We start from the raw sequence: 23206 nt of genomic DNA, 5'->3' as shown, positions 1-23206 counted from the left end.
AAAGAGTCGATACCGCCGAGCGAGACCGTTCCGAATCGGGACAGGTCCTTAACCCCACCCGTCATAGGGGGACACTGATGAACCGACGGGTCTTCGTCCGCGGCGTCGGCGGCGGAGCAGTTGCCGGCCTCGCTGGCCTCGCCGGCTGTCTCACCCGCAACGGCGAAACCGACGACCCGGCCGTGGACGAGGGACCGCTCCGGGTCGTCACCTACTCCTCGATGGCAACGGGCCCGACGCCCGCCGGCGAGTGGCTTCGAGAAACCGTCGCGGACGAGTTCAGCGAAGAAGTCGAGTGGCACGTTCCAGAATCGGGCATCGACCAGTACATCCGGCGAGCCCAGCTCGGTGCCGATGTCGGCGCTGACGTGGTTCTCGGGCTCACCGCAGCCGAACTCGCGCTGGTCGATGCTGCACTCGACGACGAAACGCGGCTGTTCGCGTCCCTCGATCGAAGCCGACTCGACTACGCGGACCGCGTGCGGGACGCTCTCGAGTTCGCGGAGCCGCGCGACAGAGCGCTCCCGGTCGACACCGGTTACATCACGCTCGTCTACGACGCCATCGAACTCGAACGGCCGCCGGAGACGTTCGACGACCTGCTCGCAGGCCGGTTCCGAGACGCGCTGTTGGCCCAGGATCCGCGAACGTCCGATCCGGGTCGGGCCTTTCTGCTGTGGACCGTCGCCGAGTTCGGGTCTGACTTCACGGCGTACTGGCGCGACCTTCGTGACAATGGCGTTCGGCTCTGCGAGCACTGGACCGAGGCCTACCGGGACAGCTATCTCGACGGTGACCGGCCGTTAGTCGTCTCCTACTCGACCGACCGCGTCGCCGCCAGCGCCGCCGACAGGGACCTGCGACGCCATCGGATTGCCCCACTGAACGGGGCGGGCTACCGACAGACCGAAGGCGTCGCCCTCTTCGCGGAGGCCGCGCGAACCGATCTCGCCTACGAGTTCGTCGATCTCCTGCTCTCGTCGGCAGCCCAGGCCGAACTCGCGACCCGAAACGTCCAGTTCCCGGCCGTCGAACCCGAGTTCGTCGATCTCGACGATCGATTCCCCAGGTACGCACGGGAACCGCCGGAAACGGTAACGCTCGGGTACGACGACCTGCGCGGTGAACTCGACGGCTGGCTTGGAGAGTGGGCGAACGAGTTCCCTGAGTGACTTCTCGCGTGCGTGAGAACTCGGTGCAGTTTTATGACGACGAGTGTGGTACGACGTTGCGCATGGCTATCGCACAACGGATACTCAGCGGCGATCCGTCACGGACATCGAAGCTCTACCTCGTGATCGGCGTGATCTCGCTGGTCAAGGCGATCGCGGTCCGTGACGACAGGAATCGATTTCGACAGGAACTCACCGATGCCGGCCTGTTCATCGGTATCGGTCTCGCACTCCGGAAATACAGTCAGCTAAAAGCGGAGAAACGATCGGAAATCGAGTCGCAGGTTCCCGACTGGGCGCTCGACGCTGCGGAATCAGCAGCGGCGAAAGAGGCGGTTCGAACGGCTGCGAAACGCGGGTTCCGGCGCTCGCAGTCGGAACCGGAGCCGACCGTCCGCGACCGAGCGCGGGGGCTCTTGCCGAATCGATAGCGGTCTCGATCTTGCGGAGACTCTCCTCGATATATAAGACTCGAGACTCGACATCGCGACTACCCGCAGACGAATGTACGCCGTGCGGGAACGGCGTCGCTACGACGAGCGCGGCTCGAGTTCAGCCGTGAAGTGTCTGATCTCGGGCATCGCGGGATCGCTCGCGAGTTCGAGTCCGGTGACCGTCTCGCGCTTTTCGAGGACGGTTTCGGCGGTCTCGACGACGTGCTCGAAGTGCTCGCGGTGGTAGGTTCGACGCGGGACGGCGAGGCGAACCAGTTCGGGGCGATCGGTGTCCGGGAACGCGAAACTGCCGAGTTCGACGCCGCGAACGCCGCCTTCCCGGTAGAGTTCACAAACGAGGGCCTGGCCGGGGAATTCCTCTGGATCGAGATGCGGGAACAGAGCGCCGGCATCGAGGTAGACGGCGTGCCCGCTGGTCGGCGTGTACACCGGGAGGCCGGCCGCCGCGAGTCGCGCGCCGAACTCGCGGACCTGCTCGATGCGGTCCTCGAGATAGGCCTCATCGACGGCCTCGCGGAGACCGACGGCCATGGCGGCGACGTCCCGGCCGGCCATGCCGCCGTACGTCGGAAAGCCCTCGTAGAGGATCGCGCGCTGCTTACAGCGGTCGAACAGCGCGTCGTCGTCCGTCGCGACGAAGCCGCCGGCGTTCACCAGGCCGTCTTTCTTCCCGCTCATCACGAGCGCGTCGGCGTAGCCGAGTTGCTCGCGGGCGATATCCGCGATGGTCGCCTCGCTGAACTCATCCTCGCGCTGGCGGACGAAGTAGGCGTTCTCTGCGAACCGGCAGGCGTCGATGACGAACGTCGCGTCGATTTCGTTCGCGAACTCGCGAACTCGGCGGGTGTTTTCGACGCTGACGGCCTGGCCCGCAGCGGAGTTGTTCGTGATGGTCTGGATGACGAGGGGGATCTGATCGACACCGACCTCGTCGACGACTGCACGGGCGCGCTCGAGCGAGAAGTTTCCCTTGAACGGTTCCTCAGAGTCCGGATCGTGAGCGACGGCAACGGGGCAATCGACCGGGTCAGCGCCCTGGTTCGAGACGTGCGCGCGGGTCGTGTCGAAGTGGGTGTTGTTGAGTGCAACGTCGCCGTCCGAGAGGAGCGTTCCGTAGAGGACGTTCTCCGCGCCTCGGCCTTGATGGGTTGGGACGACGTTCGAAAAGCCCATCACGTCCATGACTGCATCTTCGAGTTCGGCGAAGCTCCGAGAGCCGGCGTAGGATTCGTCGCCGCGGATCAGCGCGGCCCATTGGGCGTCGCTCATGGCACCGGTACCGCTGTCGGTGAGCAGATCGACGAAGACGTCGTCCGAGGAGAGATTGAAGAGATTGTAGCCGGCGGCTTCGAGATTGCGTTCGCGCTGGTTCCGTGCGGGAAGTCGAATCCGTTCGACCATTTTCGATTTGTATGCGACCATAACTATCTCCGTATCACGGCCGCGATTGTGATCAAATCGATTGACGGGACCTGGATGCCGACGGTGCGAGACGGCAGTCAGGGGACAGGTCAGGACAGTGGTGCACGGGTTCGCAGATCGGATTCGGCGCGGCTGCGGGGAGGTATGGATAGCCGAACGGTAAAGAGCGGACTGAACTGTAGGGAGAACGTGAGGGCAGGTCGACCGAAGAACCGAGCGCGTTAGAAAAGGTCTTGCGTCAGCTCGAGGGTCTTCTCGCGGTCGTCCCAGTCGACGAAGAGGGCGACGCTGGTCGCGCTCGTGATAACATCCTGCAGGAAGATCCGTTCATCGGCGAGCGGGGTGACGATCTCGCTGACGATCCCCGGCTGGTTGGGCAGTTCGCCGCCGGTGACGCGGACGACGGCCACGGGCGAGTCGACGGTCACGCTCGAGAGTTCGTCCCGGGCGATGACCTCGCGGTGGAGAATGTTCTCGGCGCGTTCAGCCTCCGACTCGTCGATGTAAAACGTGACGGTGTCCATGCCGCTGGCGACGGCGTCAATGTTGACGTCGCTCTCGCTGAGTGCGGCCGAGAGGTGATGGAAGATGCCCGGCTCGTTGCGGATTGCGCGGCCGGCGACGGTTAGGCAGGCCAGAGGGCGCTCGCGCAGGTCGACGAGATTTTCGAACTCGCCTTCGATGCTCGTGCCGCCCGAGAGGAGATCGCCGTGTTGGTAGTGGACGACACGAACGTCGAGGCCGCCTTCCTTGTACGACAGCGCGGAAGGGGCGACGACTTCGGCCCCGCGGAACGAGAGGTTGCGCAGTTCGTCGACGGAGATTTCGCCGACGTTTCGCGCGCCTTCGACGACCCGCGGATCGCCGGTCATGACGCCTTCGACGTCGGTGACGATGACGACCTCGTCGGCGTCCATGTACTTGCCCATCATGACGGCAGTGGTGTCGCTGCCCCCGCGGCCGAGCGTCGTAATCGATCCGTCGGGTCCTTCGGCGAGGAAGCCGGTGATGACCGGGACCGTCCCGTCCATTCCCTCGGCAACGGTCCGCGCGCGCCGGCGAGTCTCCGGCACGTCCACCTCGCCGTACTCGTCCGTGACGACGGGCCAACCGTCACTGCCGGGCTCTAAGAATTTGGCGTCGATATCGCGGGCCGAAAGCGCGGCTTTGAGCATGCGAACGGAGGTCCGCTCGCCCATACTGACGATCTGGGCGCGGTCTGCCTCATCGGTCTCGAAGGAAATCTCGTCTAGCAATTCGTCGGTCGTCGATCCCATCGCGCTCGCGACGACGGCGATTTCATGGCCGTCCTCGACGGCGGCGGCGACCGAGTCTGCAGCGCGATTGATGCGATCGCCGCTTCCCAAACTCGTCCCGCCGAACTTGGCTACAACGCGCATACCGACACCTCATCCTCGTTCTCGACACGCGGCTGCGAGCGAATACTGGTGGCGTGGCTCATACTCCCCCCGTTACCAGAGCGGGCAGATAACTGTGTCCCCTTTCACGTATTTTTCCGGTGTTCTATCGCCCTGTGGTCGCCGAAAACCTCCATTTTCGATCGTTCTAGTACCGGACCGCGTCGCGGCTTGGATTTATATTTGTGCATGCCATTACCACACACTGATGAACGTACGGGATGCACTCGAAGCCGACGCGGACGCGCTGGCGGCAATCGCCGACTCCCCGACAGACGTGATGCAGAATCTCGTCCACGACCGCACTGTCCGCGTCGCAGAAGACAGCAGCCGCGACCCGAACGCCGACATCTCGAGTTCAGAGTCACAGTACAGCGGCTCCAATCCCGAGGACCTGCTCGGATTCATCAGCTTCGACGCGCGCGAGAACACCGTCCACGTCACGCAACTCGACGGGACGAGCGACGCCTGCAAACGCCTCCTCGCGGAACCCGTCCGATTCGCCGAGGGCGAGTCGATGGCCGTCGAAGTGCTCGTCGCCCCTGAGACGAACTCGATCGAGACCGCCGCCGAAGAACTCGGCTTCAAGAAACAGGGTCGGGGACCGCAGTTCGACGGCTCGCCGACGGTACGGTTTCGACTCGAACCGTAGGGGTGCCACGAACTCCCGCGCGTGAGCGAAGCCGCGGACGACAGACCGCCCGCCGTCCCGCCAGCGTCCGTTAGTTCGATGCGGGTTGTATCGATCGGGTTCGTCTCGCTCACGGGTAGCCGAAGTGGCAAAGTATATAGATGGTTAATGAATATTCATTCATATGGGCGCACCCGATCCGTTCGAATCGTCACCCGACGAGACGCGCACCGAAATGATGAAAGCGACCTACGATGCGCTCCAGAAACACGGCTATTCGGACCTGACGATCCAGCGTATCGGCGACGAGTTCCCGAAGAGCAAATCGCTCATCTACCAACACTACGACGGCAAGGACGAATTGCTCGTCGCCTTCCTCGAGTTCCTCCTCGAGCGGTTCAAAGCTGACGTGCCGACCGACGGCTTCGACGACGCCCGCGAGCAGTTGCGGACGATCGTCGAGTACTCCCTCGAAAGTTTCGACTCGAACCACGCCGACTTCCTCGGCGCGCTCACCGCCCTTCGCGGACAGGCACCGTACGACGACGCCTTCCGCACGCAGTTCGCCGATACGGACGACTTCTTCCGTGCGCACCTCGCCGACATCGTTCGCGACGGCATCGACAGCGGTGTCTTCCGGCCGGTCGATCCGGAACGAACTGCCGCGTTCGTCGTTGCGACGATCAACGGCGCACAAATGCAGCGCGTCACGACGGGGAGCGACGAACCGGTTCGTGCCGCGCGAGACGAACTCTCCGAATACATCCGAACGCAGTTGGTCGTCGAAGAAGAGCCGTAACTGCGGTTGACGCCGGGAATGCGACGGTCACTGCTGTCACCCGACGGAACCCAGAACCGACGCGAACGACGAGACGGATGTGAACGACACAAAGAACGCGAACGATGCAAAGAACGCGAACGATGCAAAGAACGCAAACGATGCAAAGAACGCAACGAGCGGATCAGCTGAACTTCTGAACCGTCACGTCGAGCGTATCGAGGTCGACGATCGGCGCGTAGCCGGAGTCGGGATCGATGTTGACGCTCTTCTGGAACTCGGTCTGAGCCTGCCAACAGCCCGAGTTGATCGCGAGCACGTTGTGATACTTCCCGAAACCGAGTTTGTGGACGTGACCGGTGTGGAAGATGTCGGGTACCTCGTCCATGACGAGGTAATCTTTCTCCTCGGGGGCGAGTCTCGTATGGCCCCCGAACTGCGGCGCGACGTGGCGTTTCTTGAGTAACTGGTACATCGCCTTGTGCGGGTCCTCGTAACTCGCTTTCTCCTCCGGAAGTTCGGCGATTACCTCGTCCAGCGAGACGCCGTGATACATCAGGACCGAGACGCCCTCAACCGTCACCATCGACGGATTGCTCACGATCTGCGGATCGTGTGCGGACATGATGTCCCGGAGCGTCTCATCGAAGCCCGGCTGCGGTTCCGCCAGCCGAACCGCGTCGTGGTTGCCCGGAATCATCACGATATCCAGATCCCCGGGCACCCGCTTTAGGTGCTCGTTGAACGCCTCGTACTGCTCGTAGATGTCGACGATATCGAGTTCGTCGTCCTGGTCCGGATAGACCCCGACCCCTTCGACCATGTCGCCCGCAAGTAACAGGTACTCGACGTGCTGGGCCTGCTCCGTATGCAGCCAGTCGGCGAAGGCGTTCCAGGCGTCGGCCATGAACTCCTGGCTGCCGACGTGAACGTCGCTGATCAACGCCGCCTGGACGTGGCGATCGGCCGTCGACGGCTCGTGCGTGCGGGGCACGTCGGGGAAGTACAGCGAATCGACGAACGCGATTCCCGCGTCGTCCGAGAGCGTTCCCTCCATCGCCAGCACCTCGTCGCAGAGCAACTGATCGACCAGATCGGCGAACTCGCGGTCTTTCATCACGAGCCACGGGAAGGTCCCCGTCGCGTCTTCGAGTTCGATCAGCCAGTGGCCGCTCGCGGTCGAGCGGATGTCGTTGACCAGCCCGACCATCCCGGCCTCGCTCCCGCCCGGCATGCTCTGGATGGCCGTCGCGGGGCGGTGGTTGACCCGGCCGCGGAGCTTGCCGCCGAGTCGGTCGAGTCGATCCCGAAAGACGGACACGAAATCCTCGTACGCGCCGGTCCCCGTGCTCTGGCCGGTCATGTCACCGGCGATTTCGAGCGACCGCTTCGAGAGGTCGACCTCGCGCTCGATGTGAGACCCCCCTGTTTCGACTGGAGAATCGCCTGCAGAATCGTGCGTATTGGCTGTCTCTACTCCAGTTGAAGCGGAGGGTGGTGTTCCGTTCCGAGCGGCCCCCTGTTTCGAGTCGAGCGGTTCGGACGGACGATCCGGATCGGTCGCCGTCGAGGGATGCGTCGCGGCCGTCAGGACCGCATCGACGTGGGTGGTTCGAACGACGAGCGCGTCTGCCGGCAGTTCGTCGACGACGCGGTCGAGCACCGCGGGCGGATTCTCCGCCGACGCGATCTTCGTGACGGCCTCTCGCTCGGCGTTGTACCCGCGGCTCGTGAGTTCGCTGACGATCCTGGCTGCCCCCTCGAGTGGCACACGATTCGTATTCGTGACCGGAGAGAAAAGGGTAGCGGATCAGTTATCGCCCCCGGCGACGCGTTCGAGTTCGGACGGTCCGGGGGCCACGAGCAGAAGGTTGATTGCGAACCCCGGCAAAACCAGGGACGATGAGCGGCCCTGATTCGGGTGGTACCGATGACGATGGTGGTGACCGCAGTGGTGATGGCTCCGCGTGGGACGATACCGACGACCGTGGGCCAACTGACCGCTCTGACACTCCCGGCCCCCCCGCACACACGACCGGCGATAACGAGCGCGAGCACGACCGCGATCAACCGACAGGTCCGGCGGTGAACTCGGCCGAGACGAGTTCAGCGACCGGGACTGAAACTGAGACGGAGACCGAGACCGAGGACGGGCACACGAGCGCTCGCTCGGGCGCACGAACCGGATCGAACGGGGGAACCACTGATAGAGATAGTGACGGTGATGGGAGTAGAGTCACGATCGAGGACGACGGACTTATCCGCTGGTTCCTGCGGTCGGACGACGGCAGTGTCGTCGTCGTCAGAGACGTATTGAGCAGCGTTGCGATCGTCGCGGCGGTCGGATTGCTCCTGTTTGCTGTCAGTGGTATCTGGCCGCCGCTGGTCGCCGTTGAGAGTGGAAGTATGGAGCCGAATATGCAGCGTGGCGATCTCGTGTTCGTCGTCGACGACAACCGGTTCGTCGGCGACAATCCCATCGACGGGACTGGGATAGTCACGCGCGAAAATGCACAGGAGAGCGGATACGACAAGTTCGGTGGCTCCGGTGATGTCATCGTCTTCCTCCCGAACGGCGATTCACGGCAGACGCCGGTGATCCACCGCGCCCACTTCTGGGTCGAAGAGGACGAAAACTGGATCGAGACGAAGGCGGACGAGGACATCGTCGGCGATGTGACCTGTAATCAGGTCCGCACCTGTCCGGCCCCACACGACGGATTCGTGACGAAGGGAGACAACAATAACGGATACGACCAGTACGAAGGCGGTGCCAGGACGACCATCGTTCACCCAGACTGGGTCACCGGAAAAGCGATGTACCGGATTCCGTTACTCGGCCACATTCGCCTTTTCTTCGATAGCTTCTTCGGCGGCATGCTCGCACCGTCGGTTCCCGGCGTCGCACCGTTCGGTCTCGCTAGCGTCGAGGCGGTGACCGGCGCGGGAGTCGGGGCAAGCGCCGGCCTCGTCGCTGTGGCGGGTCGGTATCGATCGTAAAACGACGGCAACACACCCCGTTACCGACTGCGGTTCGATCCGTTCTTCCGCGGCGACGATACGTCGACCGTCCACTTTACTTTTCAGTTCTCTCCGTCCGACGTAGATTCCGTTTCGTTCGCAGCGCCAGTCTCGTCCGCCGCATTCGTTTCATCTGCCGCATCATCGTCCGCCGTCTCGGTCTCGGACTCGGTCGTGATCTCGACACTGATTTCCTCCCCGTCTACAGGTTCGTGCTCTGTCGGATCGATCTCCTCTCCGTCGAGTCTGAACGAAATTTCCGTTCCCGGCTCGCTCGCATCGTACTCCGTGCCGTCGATCGTCATCACGGGCGTTCCCGACGCCATTTCGAACTCGAAGGAGGGGAGCAAGTCGATCCCTTCCGCAACCGTCACCGGTTCCTCGCCCTCCATGTACCAGCGGCCGTTCGATTCGTGGAGGTGGAAGGCGGCGGACTCGTTGTCGACGTTTTCGGACTGGAACTGTGATTTCGTCTCGAACGACTCGCCGTCGACCGTGATGGCGATTTCGCCGTTCTTATTGATTCGATCGTTCGATCCGAACAGTCCGCCATTCGAGAGGCAACCGCTCAGCGCGAGCATCCCACCGGCCGCACCGGCCATCGAAAGTACCGTTCGTCGTTGCATATGCTGTCGAAGCGAGTCCAGCGGTATCTATGCTTCGACAGTTCCGCCCGCACAAGAAGCGCCAATTGCTGACCCACCGCAGGAACGTCAGTTCTCGAACCGCGCCTGAACGAACGGCTGAATGTCGTCGATATCGCTCAAACGCGAATCCGAGAGCAAGACGGCTTCCGTCTCGTCGATCGGCACTGAGAGGCTGATCTCCTTCGTCCGCCCGTATCGACCCTTCGAGACGACGACGGCATTGACGATACCGAGCATGTCGAGTTCGCTGATGAGATCGGTCACCCGCCGTTGGGTGAGCACGTCGGCGTCGATCTCCTCGCAGAGGCGCTTGTAGATGTTGAACACCTCGCCCGTGTTGATGCTGTGAACGCCGTTTTTCTCGAGCAGGATGATCGCAAAGAGGACGAGTTTGCTCTGTGTCGGCAGCGTGCGCACGACCTCGACGACGCGGTCGAGTTCGATCTTGTCCTGGGCCTTGCGGACGTGTTCTTCGACGACCGTCTCCGCCTGGGCGCGCTCTGCGAGTTCACCGGCGGTCCGGAGCAAGTCGAGGGCGCGGCGGGCATCCCCGTGTTCCTGGGCGGCGAAGGCGGCACACAGTGGAATCACGTCCGAAGAGAGCGCATTATCCTTGAACGCGACTTCGGAGCGGTGCTGGAGGATATCGCGCAACTGATTTGCGTCGTACGGCGGGAAGACGATCTCTTCCTCACCGAGCGAGGATTTGACGCGCGGATCGAGAAAGTCCGTGAACTTGAGGTCGTTCGAGATGCCGATGATCGAAACGCGCGAGTTCTCGAGTTCGGAGTTCATCCGCGAGAGGTTATACAGGGTATCGTCGCCGCTTTTCTCGACGAGTTTGTCGATCTCGTCTAGCATGATGACGACGACCCGTTCGTCGTAGTCGACAGCGTCGAAAAAGACGCTGTAGACGCGGTCTGTCGGCCAGCCAGTCATCGGAACCTCTTCGAAGGATTCCTTGTCCGCTTCCAGGGAGTCGATCCGTGTTTCGACCGCGTCGATCGAGTCGAATTCGGTGCTATCGAGGGGGTGGGCGGTCGACTGAGGCTGGGAATCGTCCGCTGTGGAGGGCGATCCAGCAACCGAATCCGTCGCCGGATCATTCGTCGAATCGTACCCCGTTCCTTCAACTGGACGTGATCCAGAATCTCCACTTGGAGAGGCTCCTTCAGAAGAATCGGTTCGATTTGAAATAGAGGTCTGTTCACCGTTCTCGTACGTCTCGATACGATCGCGCAACGCATCGAGTGACTCGATCCGGTCGTCGATCCGAGCTTTGTTCTTTTCGATGAACTTGTTCGCAAGTTGGGCGAGAACTCGATACTGCGTGTCGGTTACCTCGCAGTTGATGTACTCGACATCACATGGCACGCTGTACTTCTGGGATGTGCTCTCGAGTTCTTTGCTGACGAATTTCGCGCTTGCGGTCTTGCCGGTTCCGGTCTTGCCGTAGATGAGGATGTTTGACGGCGTTTCCCCGCGAAGTGCGGCGACCAGAATCGTCGCCATCTTGTTGATCTGGTCGCTTCGATGCGGGAGTTCGTGGGGCGTATAGGACGGCCGCAGAACCTCTTTGTTCTCAAAGATGGGTTCGCCACTCAGTAGATCGTCGAACAGCCCTTGGTTCGAATCGTCCTCGTCTCCGCCGCCTCCGAGTTCGGTGTCGGGCAAGTTAGAAAATCCGTGCGTTCGATCGGATTCGGTGGTATCCGGTTGTGACTGTGGCGATGGTTGTGACTGTGATTGTGCCTGCGTGCGTGGTTGTGCATCCGCAGACGGTGAGCGTTGACCGTGCTCGGATCCAGCGTCTGAGCGGTCGCCATCTGCTCCCGGACTCTCGTGCCGGTCCGGGGCAACAGCGGAAGCAGGATCGGGATCAGCGTCGGCCTCAGACGCGGCATCGACGGTATCGGTATCGATATCGGCACGGGAACCCGGATTGGATGCGGACTCGCCGTTCTCGGTTCCATTCCGCTCTGTAGCTGTCTCCGAACTCGTTCGGTCCATTTCGTCGTCTGACATTCGTCGTACACGTACCCCCTCGTTTCGGGTGCAGATCCGAACCCGACAGCGAAGATTTCGTAGGATAGACGAGCCAGAGCGGCTAGTCTACTGTTTCAGTAACGCGATTCGGATCCAGTTGATGCAAACGAAACAGAGGAAGAGCGTGATATTAAATTCTTCCCTTCAGTTCACGGATGGTGATGAGTCCAAAGGCTGGACCGGGTGCAGAGTCGTTCGGCTCGGCGTGTCGCTTCCAATCGGCCGGTGAACTCCGACTGAACTCGAGTCCGACCGTACTCGGGACGGGAGTCGGTCGAACGGGGAGGTTGTAACTGGTTCGCCGAAGATCATGCGTTGTCGGTGGATGTCATTGCCAGTAGTGTGATGGTGAGTATGGAAGCGATGAGTCGGACAGCGTCGAACCGTGAATTGTGAGTTGTCGTTTGGATCGATGCCCCCCACCCCTTCGTTTCAGGTGGAACTGTTACAACGGGAGGGGTGGGGGAGGGGGTTATCTAGAGGGCAGGGATTTATGCCGGTGGGTGAGAAATACGGTCCGTACCACTAGCAGTTGAGTATATCTTACTAGGATATCTAAGAATATTACTAGATGTGACTAGACTGCTGTTCTCTACCAATCTACTCTACTAGAGAACTTTCTCTGTTACTAGAATAGTCGATTTCCGGCTATTCTGGACGAAGACCGGCTCAGACCATCGTTCGAGGTGAAACGGAGGCCTCTCTTCTCTCTCAGCCATCGAGATCGCCGTCTTCTCTCGGAACTCTCCAGTTGAAACGGAGGGGTGGGGGAGGGAGAAGCATATAATGTTCTATAATGGAATGTTCCTCATTCATGCACTATCATGTTCACTCTTCTCACTACCGCCGGACGCAGATTTGAACTCGTAATGATGTATCGAGCATGGGTGGATAGTAGATAATACCACGTGGTCTAGTGTCATGCTTTGACTGACCGGTTTGCCCGAAGGGTCGTTTTTCATCGGAGCTCGCCGATCGGTCTCACGGATCATCAATGTCGAACATGATCGATATCCGTTCTGTGTTGTCTGAATCTCAATACGTTTGACGTAGGCTTAAGTGAGTTCAGTCAGTAGTACGCGCAGATGCACCCCGCGGTGCTGGAGGGCCCTACAGATGGGACTGTTCACAGAACTCAAAGATAGTATCTCTCGGGTTACGGACCGCCTGTTCTCCGAACAGGAACCCAAACGAATCGGTATCTATGGTCCGCCGAACGCTGGAAAGACGACGCTCGCGAATCGAATCGCCCGCGACTGGACTGGCGATGCAATCGGGACCGAAAGCCACGTTCCACACGAAACGCGGCGCGCGCGCAGGAAAGAGAACGTCGAGATCGAACGCGACGGCAAGACGGTAACGATCGATATCGTCGACACGCCCGGTGTGACGACGAAGGTCGATTACGAGGAGTTTACGGACGAGATGGAAGAAGACGATGCCATCCGCCGTTCGCGAGAGGCGACCGAAGGCGTCGCCGAGGCGATGCATTGGCTTCGAGAGGACGTCGACGGCGTCGTCTACGTTCTCGATAGCGCGGAGGATCCGATCACGCAGGTCAACACAATGTTGATCGGCATCATCGAATCTCGCGATCTGCCGGTGCTCATCTTCGCGAACAAGATCGATCTCGACGACTCGAGCATCAAACGCATCGAAGACGCCTTCCCACAGCACAAGACGATCCCGCTGTCGGCAAAGGAAGGCGACAACATGGACGAAGTGTACGACTCTATCGCGGAGTACTTCGGGTGATCGCCTATGCCAGAGGCTACTAACGCGGACGACTCGGATTCCCCGGACTCTGACGGTGTCCAGATCGATCTCATCAGCGGCGAGCGAATGGACAACATGGCGACGATGGAGAAGATTCGGATGATCCTCGATGGCGTTCACGATGGCAACATCGTTATCTTAGAAGAAGGGTTGACGCCCGACGAGGAGAGCCGTCTCATCGAGGTGACGATGTCGGAAATCAGTCCGGACGAGTTCAACGGGATCGAGATCGAGACGTATCCGAAATCGGAGACGCGCGATTCGTCGTTGCTCGGCCGGATCATGGGTAACAACGAGTCGGAGACGAAGTTGACGGTAATCGGCCCGGCAAACCAGATCGAGACCCTACACAAGGACGAAACGCTGATCAGCGCGCTCGTCTCCCGTGATTAGAAACTCATGCCACACGAATGCACGAACTGCGGTCGGACGTTTCCCGATGGCTCCAAGGAGATGCTCTCGGGTTGTCCCGACTGCAACGGGAACAAGTTTCAGTTTACGCCGTCGTCGGCGATGGGGTCCGCGGATTCGAGCGCCGGCCGGAACTCGGCGGCGGAGCAGCCATCCGACTCTGTGAAGACGGGATCGGAGTCGAAATCAGGGATGGAATCAGAATCCGATTCCAGCGGAATGACCTCTCGCGCCGCAGAAACCGTCCGCGATTGGGTTTCGAGAGACGAAGCGGATGCGTCGGTCGACGAGTCGTCGGCGTGGCGATCTACCGGATCCTCCTCTTCGTCTCCTTCCTCTTCCGAGACAGCGGAAACAGCGGCTGCAGATACGAGTTCAGCTGGTGACTCGTCGGCGGAGACGGCGGAGGAAGCGGAGTCGGGTGAACTCGGATCGTTCGAGGAGTGGCCCGATACTGCTCGCCGTCCTGAAGACCGATCGACGAGTCCGGAGGGCGGGCACGGTAATGTATCGGAATCGAGTTCAAATTCGAGTTCGGGTTCGAATTCGAGTCCGAGCTCGGATGTGGAGCCGCGTTCGGCCGCGCCTGCAGACTCGGAGACGAGTTCGGGTTCGGCTTCGAGTGCAGGTCCGGATTCGAGTGCGAGTCCGAGTCGGATGACGATGGCGGACAGCGAGAATACGGCGCAGTCGGACGCCAGGAGCGAGGTGGTTCCGACGGACGAGTTGCCGACCGGGTCGACAGTGTCGTCCGAATCGGACTCGTCTTCTCCCAGCGATCCGACATCGCCACCGGCATCGGGTCCGGGTTCGGCTCCTCCGACAGATTCGCCTTCCGGCAATGCACAGGCGGCTGCCGAAGGGTCACCGGACCACGGGCGTGTCGTCAGCGAACCGACGGGGGAGACCCCGTCGATGGAGGAACTACGGGAAGAACTCAACAAGCAGTTCGAGAGTATCAAGATCGTCCAGCCCGGGCAGTACGAGCTCAATCTAATGGAGCTGTATAACCGGGAAGAGTACATCATTTCGCTGCAGGAGGACGGTCGATACGTAATCGACGTTCCGGATTCGTGGCGCGATGAGGGCGAGTGAGGCTGTTTCTCCTGTGGTTGTGATCCTGTGGTTGTGATCCTGTAGTTGTGATCCTGTAGCCGTGAATCGCGGACTAAAGACCGCGTGCCGCAGACCGAAGACCGAATGCCGTTCGGCCGGGACAGATGGATTTAAGCGAGACGGGCGACAGGTTCGGACCATGAGCACTGCAACCAAGGTTGTCGTCGCAACGGTCGCTGTATCGGCGCTGCTGTCGATCCTGCTGGTCTTCCAGAGCGTCTTCGCCTGATGTTCGAGACCCGCGACCTTTCATCCCCGGTCGAGGCCGTTCGGGACGAACACGCTCCGGGCGCACTCGTTATTGACTGTGAGCGTGACTTCGAGACGCTGCCGCCCGCGCAGGCGGAGGACCTCGGCCTCCTCGTCGACGGACTCGACCCGGTGAGCTATCCCGACGCGTGGCTCCCCGCGGATGCCCCGACGCTGCTCGCTCGCTACGCGAGTTCGGATCTGACGATCGGGATGCCGGGCGACGGCAGCGTCGTCTGGACGCGCCAGACCGATCCGCCGATCGTGCTCGTCAAACCGCGCGTCGAGGGGTCTCCGGAGCCGTTCATCGAGTTCCTGCTCGCGGAGGCGTTCGTCGAACTGGGACTCGAGACGCCCGAACACTTCCTCGGGTTCTTCGAGGAGCGGTACGTGGATCTCGACCGGGCGGTCGAGCGCGGGCCCAACAGCACCTACCAGATCGCTGCGGCGCTGTACGACGGCTGGCTGGGACTGCAGACGCGCGAGACGTTCGCGACGTGGCACGACCGGACCGACCGCGCGGCTCTCGGCGATTCTTGGCAGGATGCGGGAACGAGACTCGAAGACCGCGTTGGGGAATTGTCGCGGGCGGTCGCACGCGGTGACACGGATTTTGCGGACGCGACTGAACTCGCGTGTGCGGCGATCAAACACGCAATCGAGTTACCCGCACCGTTCGGGGCGCTCGATACGGATGCGTATCGTCACCACGGACCCGAGTACGCGATCAGGTGGGCGGAGAAGACGTTCGATGCGCTTGCGGAGTGAGAACGACGCCCCGAGTTTCGGGTGGAGAAATACGTGTGCGTTTCGGGAACTCACCGCGGTCGTCGTCAGAAATCGACGTCGATGCTTCCGTCCTCGTCGAGGTCGATCACGCCATCGAAGCGTTCCCGGAATCGCTCGACGAGTTCGGGATCGTGGGGGTCTTCGGAGACGTGAAAGAGACCGACGGCGTCGTACGCTGCGAGGAGTTCGAGGATGCGGTCGACGGCGTCGAGTGCCTCTTCGTCGCCGGCGTAGTAGGCGAGTTCGGTGACGGAGTCGAAGCTTATTCTGAGTTTGCCGTCGTGGGCGTCGAGAAAGCCGTCGATGTGGTCGACGATGCCGTCGACATCGTCGGGGGCAGCGACGTAGTGGACGCTGTCGCTCTGGCGGCGCGAATAGCCGTGTTCGATGCTGAGGGTGTCGAGGATTTCGGCGCGGTCTTCGTCGACATCGTAGTACTCGAGTTTCTGTTTGGCCTCGCGGGCAGTCGTTCGAGTGGAGACGACGAGGAAATGATCCGTATCGGTTTTGAGAAAATCGGTGTCGATGCGGTCGGTTTCGCCGGTACTTGGATGGAGCAAGAGAATGCCTGTCCCACCCGGTACCGTGGTGGGTGTCTCCTCGATCTCGAGCGTGTAATCCATACTGGCGTGAACAACTTTCGGGATCGACTTAATAGTGCGGATCGATGGAACTCGCCGCCATCGGCTTCTCCGTCGAGTCACCGCATACTGTTCTTGCTGTCGTGCGTTTCCGGATACTCGCTAAAAGATCGCTATTCGGAGAGTCGCGCCGTCAGTGACGGCCACCACCGATGCCCACGGTAGTTCGGCCGGCCTGTTTCTCTCCACGCGTATATTTTTAGGCTACCCTAAAGAATCTGTCGCTGTAAGAGCACACGGCAATTGTGACACGCCGGTCATCAGTTTCGGCTGTCGGTGCAAGCCGAACTCGTTTTGCACACGGAGCGACGTAGAACGGACATGAGCGTACGCGAGGAGTTCGACGACTGGGCTACGAGCGGTCGCGATCGAGGAATGGAAGAGCGCCACTGGCATACGGCAAAGCACGCACTCGCCCGCATTCCGGTCGAACCCGGTGATACGGTGCTCGATCTGGGTTGTGGGAGCGGCTATGCGGGCCGGGCGCTTCGAGATACCAAGGATGCGGGTCGAATTTATGGACTCGATGGGTCGCCCGAGATGGCGCATAATGCGGCGGGCTATACGGACGACGAGCAGGTTTCTTACCTCGTCGGTGACTTCGGCTCGCTTCCGTTCGGCGAGAACACGATTGATCACGTCTGGTCCATGGAGGCGTTTTACTACGCCGCAGATCCGCGCGAAACGCTCGCGGAGATCGCTCGTGTGCTTCGTCCTGGTGGAACCTTCTACTGTGCCGTCAACTACTACGAGGAAAACGTCCACTCTCACCAGTGGCAGGAGAAAATCTCGATCGAGATGACCCGCTGGGACCGCGAGCAGTACCGCGATGCCTTCCGGGAGTCGGGGCTCTACGTCGCCGAGCAGGACACCATTCCCGACCGCGAGATCACGATCCCTGCCGAGGCCGAATTCCCGACGCAGAACTGGGATACCCGCGAGGAGATGGTCGAACGTTATCGCGAGTTCGGGACGCTGCTTACCGTCGGCGTCGCCCCGTAAGGTCGTCGATAGTCCCATTCGCTGATCGTCGTTCCCCCTCTGTTTCGACTCGAACCCGCTCTATCGATGGTGTCGTACCGTCTACTATCCGTTTCTTTCCAGCTGAAACACACGTCTATGCGCGACAGACGACGAGTCAGTCGGCTACCGAGCGTTACTTGTGGCGCTCTCCCGCCGGAATCGCCACGTCGAGCCAGTTCTCCTCCGGCGGTAGCGGACAGTCGAACGTTTCGCTGAACGCACAGAACGGCGAGTAGGCGAGGTTGAAGTCGACGACGAGTTCGTCGCCGGTTTCGAGGTCTCGGTCGGCTGCCAGTTCCATGTAGCGTCCGCCGTCGTAGGTCTGCTGGCCGGTCGTCTTGTCGCGGAAGGGAACGAAGTACGCCTCCTCGTTGGGGCTCTCGAGTTGGTACGCCGCGAGTTCGGCCGTCGCGTCTTCGAGGTCGGCATCCGCCCGGTCGAGGTCAAATGTGAGGGTAGCGGCTCGAAGGTACCGCATCTCCCGACCCGCCGTGGTATCCATCAGGACGACCTCGGGGTCGTCGTGGGCCTCGACGGTCGCGGTGACGCGGTAGTCCGGATCGGGGTCGAAGTAGTCGAGACCCTCGAAGTCCTCGCGTTCTTCGGGTGGGATCGGCGACTGCGGATGCTCGTCGAAGAACTCGTCCTTCTCGGCGCGTTTAGCCTCGAGTTCGTCGCGCCACTGGTCGATATCGATGTCAGCGTCAGCGTCAGCGTCGGTACCGGGTCCGGCTTTCGTATCGCTCTCCTCGCGGTTGGTGTCGCTCATACAGCCTGTTCGGTGTCGCGACTCGTGTGTGTTGTGTTTCTGCGGGCTGTCGGGAGCCACTTTGTGGTGCGGGAGTGGCCCACCTCGGAACCGGACTCGGGATCCGACGCAGACGCCGGATCAGAAGGAGGATACTTAGTCGTCCATTGCGTACAATTCAGCCATGTTACAGTACGACGCTCCCTCGTTTCGGGTGGTGAATCGATGACCGACCGCCGCCCGATCGTCGTGTTTCTGAGTTCGCTGATCGTGCTCGCCGGCGCGTTCGTTCTCATCTCCGGCGTGACGGACGTGAGCATGATCGCCTTCGCGCCGGCGTACATGTTCACGCCGATGGTGGCCGGAATCGTGACGTGTCTGACCGGTTCGCCGTCGTTCGAGCAGGCCGGGCTTCGCGCGCCCTGGGGGCGGCTTCGCTGGCTCGCAATCGCCGTTGCCGTCCCGCTCGTGCTGATCCTCCTCGGGACCGGGATTGCCTTGCTCCTCCCCGAGGTTTCGTTCGTCCCGGACGCGAACCCGTTGACGGGCGAGGGGACCGAGTTCGCGCCGACCGACGCGGAGCAACCCGCCGGGCCGTCGCTGCCGGACTGGCCGCTCAACCTCCTCGTGACGATCGTCGTCGCGGTCGTGGCCGGCGTGACGATCAACGCGGTGCTCGCGTTCGGCGAAGAGTTCGGCTGGCGCGGCGTCTTCCTCACGGAACTGGCCCCCTACGGCTTCTGGCCGGCTTCGGCCGCGACCGGGCTGGTCTGGGGCCTGTGGCACGCGCCGGTGATCCTCGAAGGGTACAACTATCCGAACTATCCCGTCGTCGGCGTCGGGGTCATGGTCGCGGCCTGCCTCGCGATGTCGCCGGTCTACACCTACATCACGCTCAACGCCGAGTCGGTCATCGCCCCGTCGATCTTCCACGGCACGTTCAACGCCTTCGGCACGACCATGATCGTCTTCGCCCAGGGCGGATCCGAACTCGTGGTCAACCCCGTCGGCGCGGTCGGAATTGTGGTGTTCGGCCTCGCGACGGCTGCGATCGCCGTTCGCGGCGCGCCGGCGCTGACGCGCGAGTGGGCGCTCGACGACGAGCGCGAGGCTGAACGCGAGGATGCGGCCGACTCCGGAGTCGAGACCGACAGTACCGAGCCCGAAAACGGCGCGTAACGGCGCAACTCGACTTCCGGTTTGAACGGCTGTTACTCGAAATCCGGCTCGAACAGCTCTTCGATCGAACACTCGAAGTACTCGGCGAGTTTGAACGCCAGTTCGAGCGAGGGATCGTACTTCGACTTCTCTATCGCGTAGATCGTCTGGCGGCTGACGCCGACCGCATCGGCGAGTTCCTGTTGTGTGATCTCCGCCTCCGCGCGTTTGACCCGCAGTCTGTTTTCCATGTCTACAGTCGTTGCTGGAGTTCCGTTCCGCCCAAGATGGCGAAGATCGTCGCGACCCCGGCCAACGCGATGTAGTCGACGGCGGCCGGTGCGGCCCGGGTCGCGGTCGCGTAGCCGACGTAGACGGCGACGAGCGACCCGAGAAGCACGATGCCCGCCCCCGCGAGCGCGGTGTGAATGTTGCGCAGATCCCGCTCGTCGACGACGCCGGAGTCACCGTGCTCGGTGCGGACGGCGTAGGCAACGTTCCCGCCGAGGACGATCGCAGCCGGGACGACGGTCAACTCCACGATCGTCGGCTCCGTAAACGGCTCGCCGATGAAAACCCCCATAATCGGATACAGGAGTGCCGGAACGAGAAACAGCAGAACGTTGTACGTCGCCGGTAGCCACCGTCCCATCAGTGGTCACCCCCGTTCGAGCCGAACTCGCGCGCCAGAATTCCCGGGAGATCCGCGAGCCAGCTGATGATCGCACAGACGACCATTACTCCGACCGCGCCGATGAAGAGCCAGAAGGTCGCTCCCCGTATTACGAACTCGGGCGCGACGAATCCGGCGGCGATGATAACGCCGCTGATGGCCGCAACGATGACGACGAAGAGGGCACCGTACGCTTGCCGTGGGTTCTGCACCATATTCTCACCATCTTACTGATACCACATAAATGTTAAGCTACCTTTGCAAAATGGGTGGGTTGCTTAACATCCGCGTCCCGGACGCTCTCGTCGCACGCGTGCCGGTTCGGTCGCTTCCGTCGCTACACGATGTCGCCGCCCGCTCTTGTGATTGTGACTCCGCGCGCGAGTTACCGTTCGTCATCCTCGTTTGTCGTCCGTCATCCGTCATTCACTACCCGCCATTCGCCGGCTGCCAACTGCCAACTGCCAACTGCCAACTGCCAACTGCCAACTGCCAACTGCCAACTGCCAGCCGCCGGCCGCCAGCCGAACTCACGGCCTCCCGGGACGAGTTCTCGCGCGGCCGGTCCGTCAACGCTTTGGCTACCCGACGACGAGTTCGGCCAGCATGACCGACTGGCGCTCGATATTCGGCCACGCCGATCCCTACGACCCGCAGGTAGACGGCATCGAGACCGCCATCGACGCAGGGCAGGATGGCGGTTACACCGTCATCGAGGGGGCGTGCGGAACGGGGAAGACGATGATCGCGCTCACCGCCGGGATCGAACTCGTTCGCGATCCCGACACCGATTACGAGCGCGTCTTCGTTCTCACGAGCGTCAAACAGCAACTGCGCCAGTTCGAAGCCGACCTCGAGACGATCAACGAGAACTTGCCCGACGACTGGAACCCGATTTCGGGGCTCACGCTCGTCGGCAAGGCCGACGTCTGCCCGTACAATCGCGAGAGCGCGGGCGACATCGACGACGGCAACGTCTACGACCGCTGTGAAACGCTGCGCGACCGAACGCGGGACCTGACCGGCGAGGGCGGCGAGACGACCGCCGCGGCGCTCACCGCGAACGCGCGCCAGCAACAGACCGGCCTCGCGGACAGCGGCCAGTCCGGGCCGACCGGCCGCTTTCTCGAGACCGCCGGTGAGACGGCCGCCTACCCGCCGGAGATGCCGACCTACTCCGACGGCGGTCCCGTGAGCGCCGAAACCGAGTTCTGTCCGTTCTACGCCCGGTTCTTGGACGACCTCCCGGACGAAGGCAGCGACGGCGACGCGGTCGAAGCGGTTCCCTACGACTTCACCGACGCGGGAATGATCACGCCGGAGGACCTGGTCGCCCGGTCGGTCCGCCACGGCACCTGCCCCCACTCGATCATGGGCGCGGCGCTCGCCCACACCGAGGTCGTCATCGGCAACTACTACCACGCGTTCGACCCGCGAACGACCGGCTCCTTCACCGGCGCGCTACTCGATGACTCCACGTTCGTCGTCTGCGACGAGGCCCACATGCTCGAACCGCGCGTGCGCGATCTCGTCAGCGACGGCGTCGCCGACGCCACCCTCCGGGACGCCGAAACCGAACTCTCGCGGGTCATCCAGCCCATCGAGTTCGAACGCGAGGGCCGCCGCGCACAGGGCGGGTCCCAGACCGCCGACGCCGATCTCGTCCGCGCCGAACTGCAGGACAGCGACGTTACCTTCGAGGAACTCAATCGCACGCGCGAGTTCATCCAGGATCTGCGGAGCGAACTCGATCGCCGGGTGCGTGCCCATCTCGACCGGAAACACAGGGGGTGGCAGTCGAATCTCACCGACCTTCCGGACGAGGAAATTCCGCTTCGTGACCCCGCCGATCCCGCCGAAGACGAACTCTCCGAGTGGGCGCGCGACGCGGGCTACGGCGACGCCGACTGGGTCCGCGCCGAAGCGGTCGGCGCGGTCGCCGCGCGAATTCTGAACGAGGCCGAAGACGAAGACCGAATCCGAGCCGCGCCCGCCGTCGGGCGCGTCCTCGGCGACTGGTACCGTTGCGGACACACCGACTACTTCCGCGAGATCGAACTCGAGCGCACGTGGAACGACGCGGAGCCCGCGGATTCCTGGCGCAGGGCCTACACGGCCCGACTCGCCTTGCACAACTGCGTGCCAAGTGACGCCATCGGCGACCGGCTTGCGGCCTTCGGCGGCGGGATTTTGATGAGCGCGACCCTGGAACCGATGGACGCCTTCACCGAGGTGACGGGGCTGCAGTACCTCGCGCGCGAGGAGGATCGCCCGGTCGTCGAACGCCGATACGGGCTGCACTTCCCCGCGGAGAACCGCGAGAGTTTCGCGGTCGCCGCGCCGAAGTTCACGTACGACAATCGAGGGCGGACGGGGGACGACAATCCGACGCGAGTTCACTACGCGGATACGATCGAACGGGTCGGCCGACTGCCGGGTAACGTCCTCGTCGGGATGCCGAGTTACGCCGAGGCCGAGTGGATCGCCGGGATTCTCGAGGGCCGTCTCTCGAAGCCCGTCCTGCTCGACGCCTCGAGCGACGACGAGACGACGGAGTCGCTCAAGAGCGAGTTCTTCGCGGGCGAGGGGAAGGTGCTGGTGACGAGCCTTCGCGGGACGCTGACGGAGGGGGTCGACTACAGCGGCGACCGCCTCTCCGCGGCCGTCGTCTGCGGCGTTCCGATCGTCAACACCTCGAGCCCGCGCACGAAGGCGGTGCGGCGAGCCTACGACGACGAGTTCGGTGATGGCTTCACGTACGCGCTGACGATTCCGGCGGTCCGGAAGGCGCGCCAGGCGATCGGTCGGGTAATTCGCTCGCCCGAAGATGTAGGCGTTCGCGTGCTCCTGGACGAGCGCTACGCCCGCGAAAGCTGGGATTCGGTGGTGCCGTATCTGCCGGATGACGACGAGTTCCAGGCCGTGAGTCCGGACATGCTCGAGTACGGCCTCGACCGGTTTCGGTCGCGGCTCTCGTGACGGTGTCTCTTCGCGCTGGCCTCGCCTGCGCCGCTTTTCCGCTCGCGCTTGGG

At 62.2% G+C, this 23206-nt stretch carries 23 protein-coding genes; 13 read left to right on the top strand and 10 right to left on the bottom strand.

The features are described 5' to 3' along the window. Positions 1–77: 77 nt before the first annotated feature. Both C480_RS08720 and C480_RS08715 read left to right on the top strand, forming a co-directional pair. Positions 78–1172: a thiamine ABC transporter substrate-binding protein gene (locus tag C480_RS08720; protein WP_006665242.1), complete on the top strand. Its 1095-nt coding sequence runs from the start codon at positions 78–80 to the stop codon at positions 1170–1172. A 62-nt stretch (positions 1173–1234) separates the two neighbouring features. Next, on the top strand, positions 1235–1603 hold the full coding sequence (locus C480_RS08715) for a hypothetical protein (protein WP_049903482.1): 369 nt from the start codon (positions 1235–1237) through the stop codon (positions 1601–1603). Between the two features lie 99 nt (positions 1604–1702). Here C480_RS08715 and C480_RS08710 read toward each other — a convergent pair whose 3' ends face one another. Together C480_RS08710 and C480_RS08705 are read right to left on the bottom strand one after the other, a co-directional pair. Continuing rightward, positions 1703–3049: a tryptophanase gene (locus tag C480_RS08710; RefSeq protein ID WP_006665240.1), complete on the bottom strand. Its 1347-nt coding sequence runs from the start codon at positions 3047–3049 to the stop codon at positions 1703–1705. Positions 3050–3270: 221 nt separating this feature from the next. Then, on the bottom strand, positions 3271–4449 hold the full coding sequence (locus tag C480_RS08705; RefSeq protein WP_006665239.1) for an aspartate kinase: 1179 nt from the start codon (positions 4447–4449) through the stop codon (positions 3271–3273). Between the two features lie 226 nt (positions 4450–4675). Here C480_RS08705 and C480_RS08700 point away from each other — a divergent pair, with 226 nt between their 5' ends. Both C480_RS08700 and C480_RS08695 read left to right on the top strand, forming a co-directional pair. Further along, the gene (locus C480_RS08700; protein WP_006665238.1) at positions 4676–5119 is read left to right on the top strand and encodes a hypothetical protein; all 444 of its coding nucleotides are present in this window, start codon (positions 4676–4678) and stop codon (positions 5117–5119) included. A gap of 163 nt (positions 5120–5282) precedes the next feature. Then, the gene (locus C480_RS08695) at positions 5283–5897 is read left to right on the top strand and encodes a TetR/AcrR family transcriptional regulator (RefSeq protein ID WP_006665237.1); all 615 of its coding nucleotides are present in this window, start codon (positions 5283–5285) and stop codon (positions 5895–5897) included. 163 nt (positions 5898–6060) lie between these two features. Here the strand turns inward: C480_RS08695 and C480_RS08690 are convergent, their stop codons facing one another. Beyond that, entirely contained in the window at positions 6061–7647 is a 1587-nt protein-coding gene (locus C480_RS08690; RefSeq protein ID WP_006665236.1) for a DNA-directed DNA polymerase II small subunit, read from the bottom strand. A gap of 131 nt (positions 7648–7778) precedes the next feature. Here C480_RS08690 and C480_RS08685 point away from each other — a divergent pair, with 131 nt between their 5' ends. Continuing rightward, complete coding sequence (locus C480_RS08685) at positions 7779–8876, top strand: S24/S26 family peptidase (protein WP_006665235.1); 1098 nt, start codon at positions 7779–7781, stop codon at positions 8874–8876. Positions 8877–8959: 83 nt separating this feature from the next. On the opposite strand, the gene C480_RS08680 is transcribed toward C480_RS08685, so the two are convergent. Beyond that, positions 8960–9523, bottom strand: coding sequence for a twin-arginine translocation signal domain-containing protein (locus tag C480_RS08680; RefSeq protein ID WP_006665234.1), 564 nt, complete (start codon positions 9521–9523; stop codon positions 8960–8962). An 87-nt stretch (positions 9524–9610) separates the two neighbouring features. Continuing rightward, positions 9611–11569: a Cdc6/Cdc18 family protein gene (locus C480_RS08675; protein ID WP_006665233.1), complete on the bottom strand. Its 1959-nt coding sequence runs from the start codon at positions 11567–11569 to the stop codon at positions 9611–9613. Between the two features lie 1137 nt (positions 11570–12706). Here C480_RS08675 and C480_RS08670 point away from each other — a divergent pair. The 5 genes from C480_RS08670 to C480_RS08650 all read left to right on the top strand — a co-directional run bounded on the left by C480_RS08670 (position 12707) and on the right by C480_RS08650 (position 15910). Then, positions 12707–13345 (top strand): Era-like GTP-binding protein, encoded by a 639-nt coding sequence (locus C480_RS08670; protein WP_006665232.1) that lies wholly within the window; start codon positions 12707–12709, stop codon positions 13343–13345. A gap of 6 nt (positions 13346–13351) precedes the next feature. Further along, positions 13352–13759, top strand: coding sequence for a DUF2073 domain-containing protein (locus C480_RS08665; RefSeq protein WP_006110825.1), 408 nt, complete (start codon positions 13352–13354; stop codon positions 13757–13759). A 6-nt stretch (positions 13760–13765) separates the two neighbouring features. Further along, positions 13766–14872 (top strand): OapC/ArvC family zinc-ribbon domain-containing protein, encoded by a 1107-nt coding sequence (locus C480_RS24760; RefSeq protein WP_083873359.1) that lies wholly within the window; start codon positions 13766–13768, stop codon positions 14870–14872. A 160-nt stretch (positions 14873–15032) separates the two neighbouring features. Next, positions 15033–15122, top strand: coding sequence for a hypothetical protein (locus C480_RS24910; RefSeq protein WP_006665229.1), 90 nt, complete (start codon positions 15033–15035; stop codon positions 15120–15122). Further along, positions 15122–15910, top strand: a complete 789-nt coding sequence (locus C480_RS08650) for a DUF7089 family protein (RefSeq protein ID WP_006665228.1) — start codon at positions 15122–15124, stop codon at positions 15908–15910. The genes C480_RS24910 and C480_RS08650 overlap by 1 nt, the downstream gene beginning before the upstream one ends. A gap of 65 nt (positions 15911–15975) precedes the next feature. Here the strand turns inward: C480_RS08650 and C480_RS08645 are convergent, their stop codons facing one another. Then, the gene (locus tag C480_RS08645) at positions 15976–16554 is read right to left on the bottom strand and encodes a DUF7090 family protein (RefSeq protein ID WP_006110821.1); all 579 of its coding nucleotides are present in this window, start codon (positions 16552–16554) and stop codon (positions 15976–15978) included. 339 nt (positions 16555–16893) lie between these two features. On the opposite strand from C480_RS08645, the gene C480_RS08640 reads away from it, so the two are divergent. Continuing rightward, positions 16894–17574: a class I SAM-dependent methyltransferase gene (locus tag C480_RS08640; protein WP_006665227.1), complete on the top strand. Its 681-nt coding sequence runs from the start codon at positions 16894–16896 to the stop codon at positions 17572–17574. A 154-nt stretch (positions 17575–17728) separates the two neighbouring features. Here C480_RS08640 and C480_RS08635 read toward each other — a convergent pair whose 3' ends face one another. Then, positions 17729–18364 (bottom strand): DUF1684 domain-containing protein, encoded by a 636-nt coding sequence (locus C480_RS08635; protein ID WP_006665226.1) that lies wholly within the window; start codon positions 18362–18364, stop codon positions 17729–17731. A gap of 204 nt (positions 18365–18568) precedes the next feature. Here C480_RS08635 and C480_RS08630 point away from each other — a divergent pair, with 204 nt between their 5' ends. Beyond that, positions 18569–19522: a CPBP family intramembrane glutamic endopeptidase gene (locus C480_RS08630; RefSeq protein WP_006665225.1), complete on the top strand. Its 954-nt coding sequence runs from the start codon at positions 18569–18571 to the stop codon at positions 19520–19522. Between the two features lie 32 nt (positions 19523–19554). On the opposite strand, the gene C480_RS08625 is transcribed toward C480_RS08630, so the two are convergent. From C480_RS08625 to C480_RS08615, 3 genes are read right to left on the bottom strand one after another with little or no spacing between them, the layout of a single operon-like run. Further along, positions 19555–19752: a helix-turn-helix transcriptional regulator gene (locus tag C480_RS08625; protein ID WP_006665224.1), complete on the bottom strand. Its 198-nt coding sequence runs from the start codon at positions 19750–19752 to the stop codon at positions 19555–19557. A 2-nt stretch (positions 19753–19754) separates the two neighbouring features. Then, a complete protein-coding gene (locus tag C480_RS08620; protein ID WP_006665223.1) occupies positions 19755–20153 on the bottom strand; it encodes a hypothetical protein in 399 nt (132 codons plus the stop codon). Continuing rightward, the gene (locus C480_RS08615) at positions 20153–20389 is read right to left on the bottom strand and encodes a hypothetical protein (RefSeq protein ID WP_006665222.1); all 237 of its coding nucleotides are present in this window, start codon (positions 20387–20389) and stop codon (positions 20153–20155) included. The genes C480_RS08620 and C480_RS08615 overlap by 1 nt, the downstream gene beginning before the upstream one ends. Before the next feature lie 391 nt (positions 20390–20780). Between C480_RS08615 and C480_RS08610 the strand changes: the two genes are divergently transcribed. After that, positions 20781–23153 (top strand): ATP-dependent DNA helicase, encoded by a 2373-nt coding sequence (locus C480_RS08610; protein ID WP_006665221.1) that lies wholly within the window; start codon positions 20781–20783, stop codon positions 23151–23153. Positions 23154–23206 lie beyond the last annotated feature (53 nt).

The sequence above is a fragment of the Natrialba aegyptia DSM 13077 genome (assembly GCF_000337535.1).
Classification (GTDB): domain Archaea; phylum Halobacteriota; class Halobacteria; order Halobacteriales; family Natrialbaceae; genus Natrialba; species Natrialba aegyptia.
This window is presented reverse-complemented; position numbering and strand designations above follow the sequence as displayed.

Coding starts and splice junctions, on each gene's coding strand:
- C480_RS08720 (WP_006665242.1), top strand. CDS start 78: ATGAACCGACGGGTCTTCGTCCGCGGCGTCGGCGGCGGAGCAGTTGCC.
- C480_RS08715 (WP_049903482.1), top strand. CDS start 1,235: ATGGCTATCGCACAACGGATACTCAGCGGCGATCCGTCACGGACATCG.
- C480_RS08710 (WP_006665240.1), bottom strand. CDS start 3,049: ATGGTCGCATACAAATCGAAAATGGTCGAACGGATTCGACTTCCCGCA.
- C480_RS08705 (WP_006665239.1), bottom strand. CDS start 4,449: ATGCGCGTTGTAGCCAAGTTCGGCGGGACGAGTTTGGGAAGCGGCGAT.
- C480_RS08700 (WP_006665238.1), top strand. CDS start 4,676: ATGAACGTACGGGATGCACTCGAAGCCGACGCGGACGCGCTGGCGGCA.
- C480_RS08695 (WP_006665237.1), top strand. CDS start 5,283: ATGGGCGCACCCGATCCGTTCGAATCGTCACCCGACGAGACGCGCACC.
- C480_RS08685 (WP_006665235.1), top strand. CDS start 7,779: ATGAGCGGCCCTGATTCGGGTGGTACCGATGACGATGGTGGTGACCGC.
- C480_RS08680 (WP_006665234.1), bottom strand. CDS start 9,523: ATGCAACGACGAACGGTACTTTCGATGGCCGGTGCGGCCGGTGGGATG.
- C480_RS08675 (WP_006665233.1), bottom strand. CDS start 11,569: ATGTCAGACGACGAAATGGACCGAACGAGTTCGGAGACAGCTACAGAG.
- C480_RS08670 (WP_006665232.1), top strand. CDS start 12,707: ATGGGACTGTTCACAGAACTCAAAGATAGTATCTCTCGGGTTACGGAC.
- C480_RS08665 (WP_006110825.1), top strand. CDS start 13,352: ATGCCAGAGGCTACTAACGCGGACGACTCGGATTCCCCGGACTCTGAC.
- C480_RS24760 (WP_083873359.1), top strand. CDS start 13,766: ATGCCACACGAATGCACGAACTGCGGTCGGACGTTTCCCGATGGCTCC.
- C480_RS24910 (WP_006665229.1), top strand. CDS start 15,033: ATGAGCACTGCAACCAAGGTTGTCGTCGCAACGGTCGCTGTATCGGCG.
- C480_RS08650 (WP_006665228.1), top strand. CDS start 15,122: ATGTTCGAGACCCGCGACCTTTCATCCCCGGTCGAGGCCGTTCGGGAC.
- C480_RS08645 (WP_006110821.1), bottom strand. CDS start 16,554: ATGGATTACACGCTCGAGATCGAGGAGACACCCACCACGGTACCGGGT.
- C480_RS08640 (WP_006665227.1), top strand. CDS start 16,894: ATGAGCGTACGCGAGGAGTTCGACGACTGGGCTACGAGCGGTCGCGAT.
- C480_RS08635 (WP_006665226.1), bottom strand. CDS start 18,364: ATGAGCGACACCAACCGCGAGGAGAGCGATACGAAAGCCGGACCCGGT.
- C480_RS08630 (WP_006665225.1), top strand. CDS start 18,569: ATGACCGACCGCCGCCCGATCGTCGTGTTTCTGAGTTCGCTGATCGTG.
- C480_RS08625 (WP_006665224.1), bottom strand. CDS start 19,752: ATGGAAAACAGACTGCGGGTCAAACGCGCGGAGGCGGAGATCACACAA.
- C480_RS08620 (WP_006665223.1), bottom strand. CDS start 20,153: ATGGGACGGTGGCTACCGGCGACGTACAACGTTCTGCTGTTTCTCGTT.
- C480_RS08615 (WP_006665222.1), bottom strand. CDS start 20,389: ATGGTGCAGAACCCACGGCAAGCGTACGGTGCCCTCTTCGTCGTCATC.
- C480_RS08610 (WP_006665221.1), top strand. CDS start 20,781: ATGACCGACTGGCGCTCGATATTCGGCCACGCCGATCCCTACGACCCG.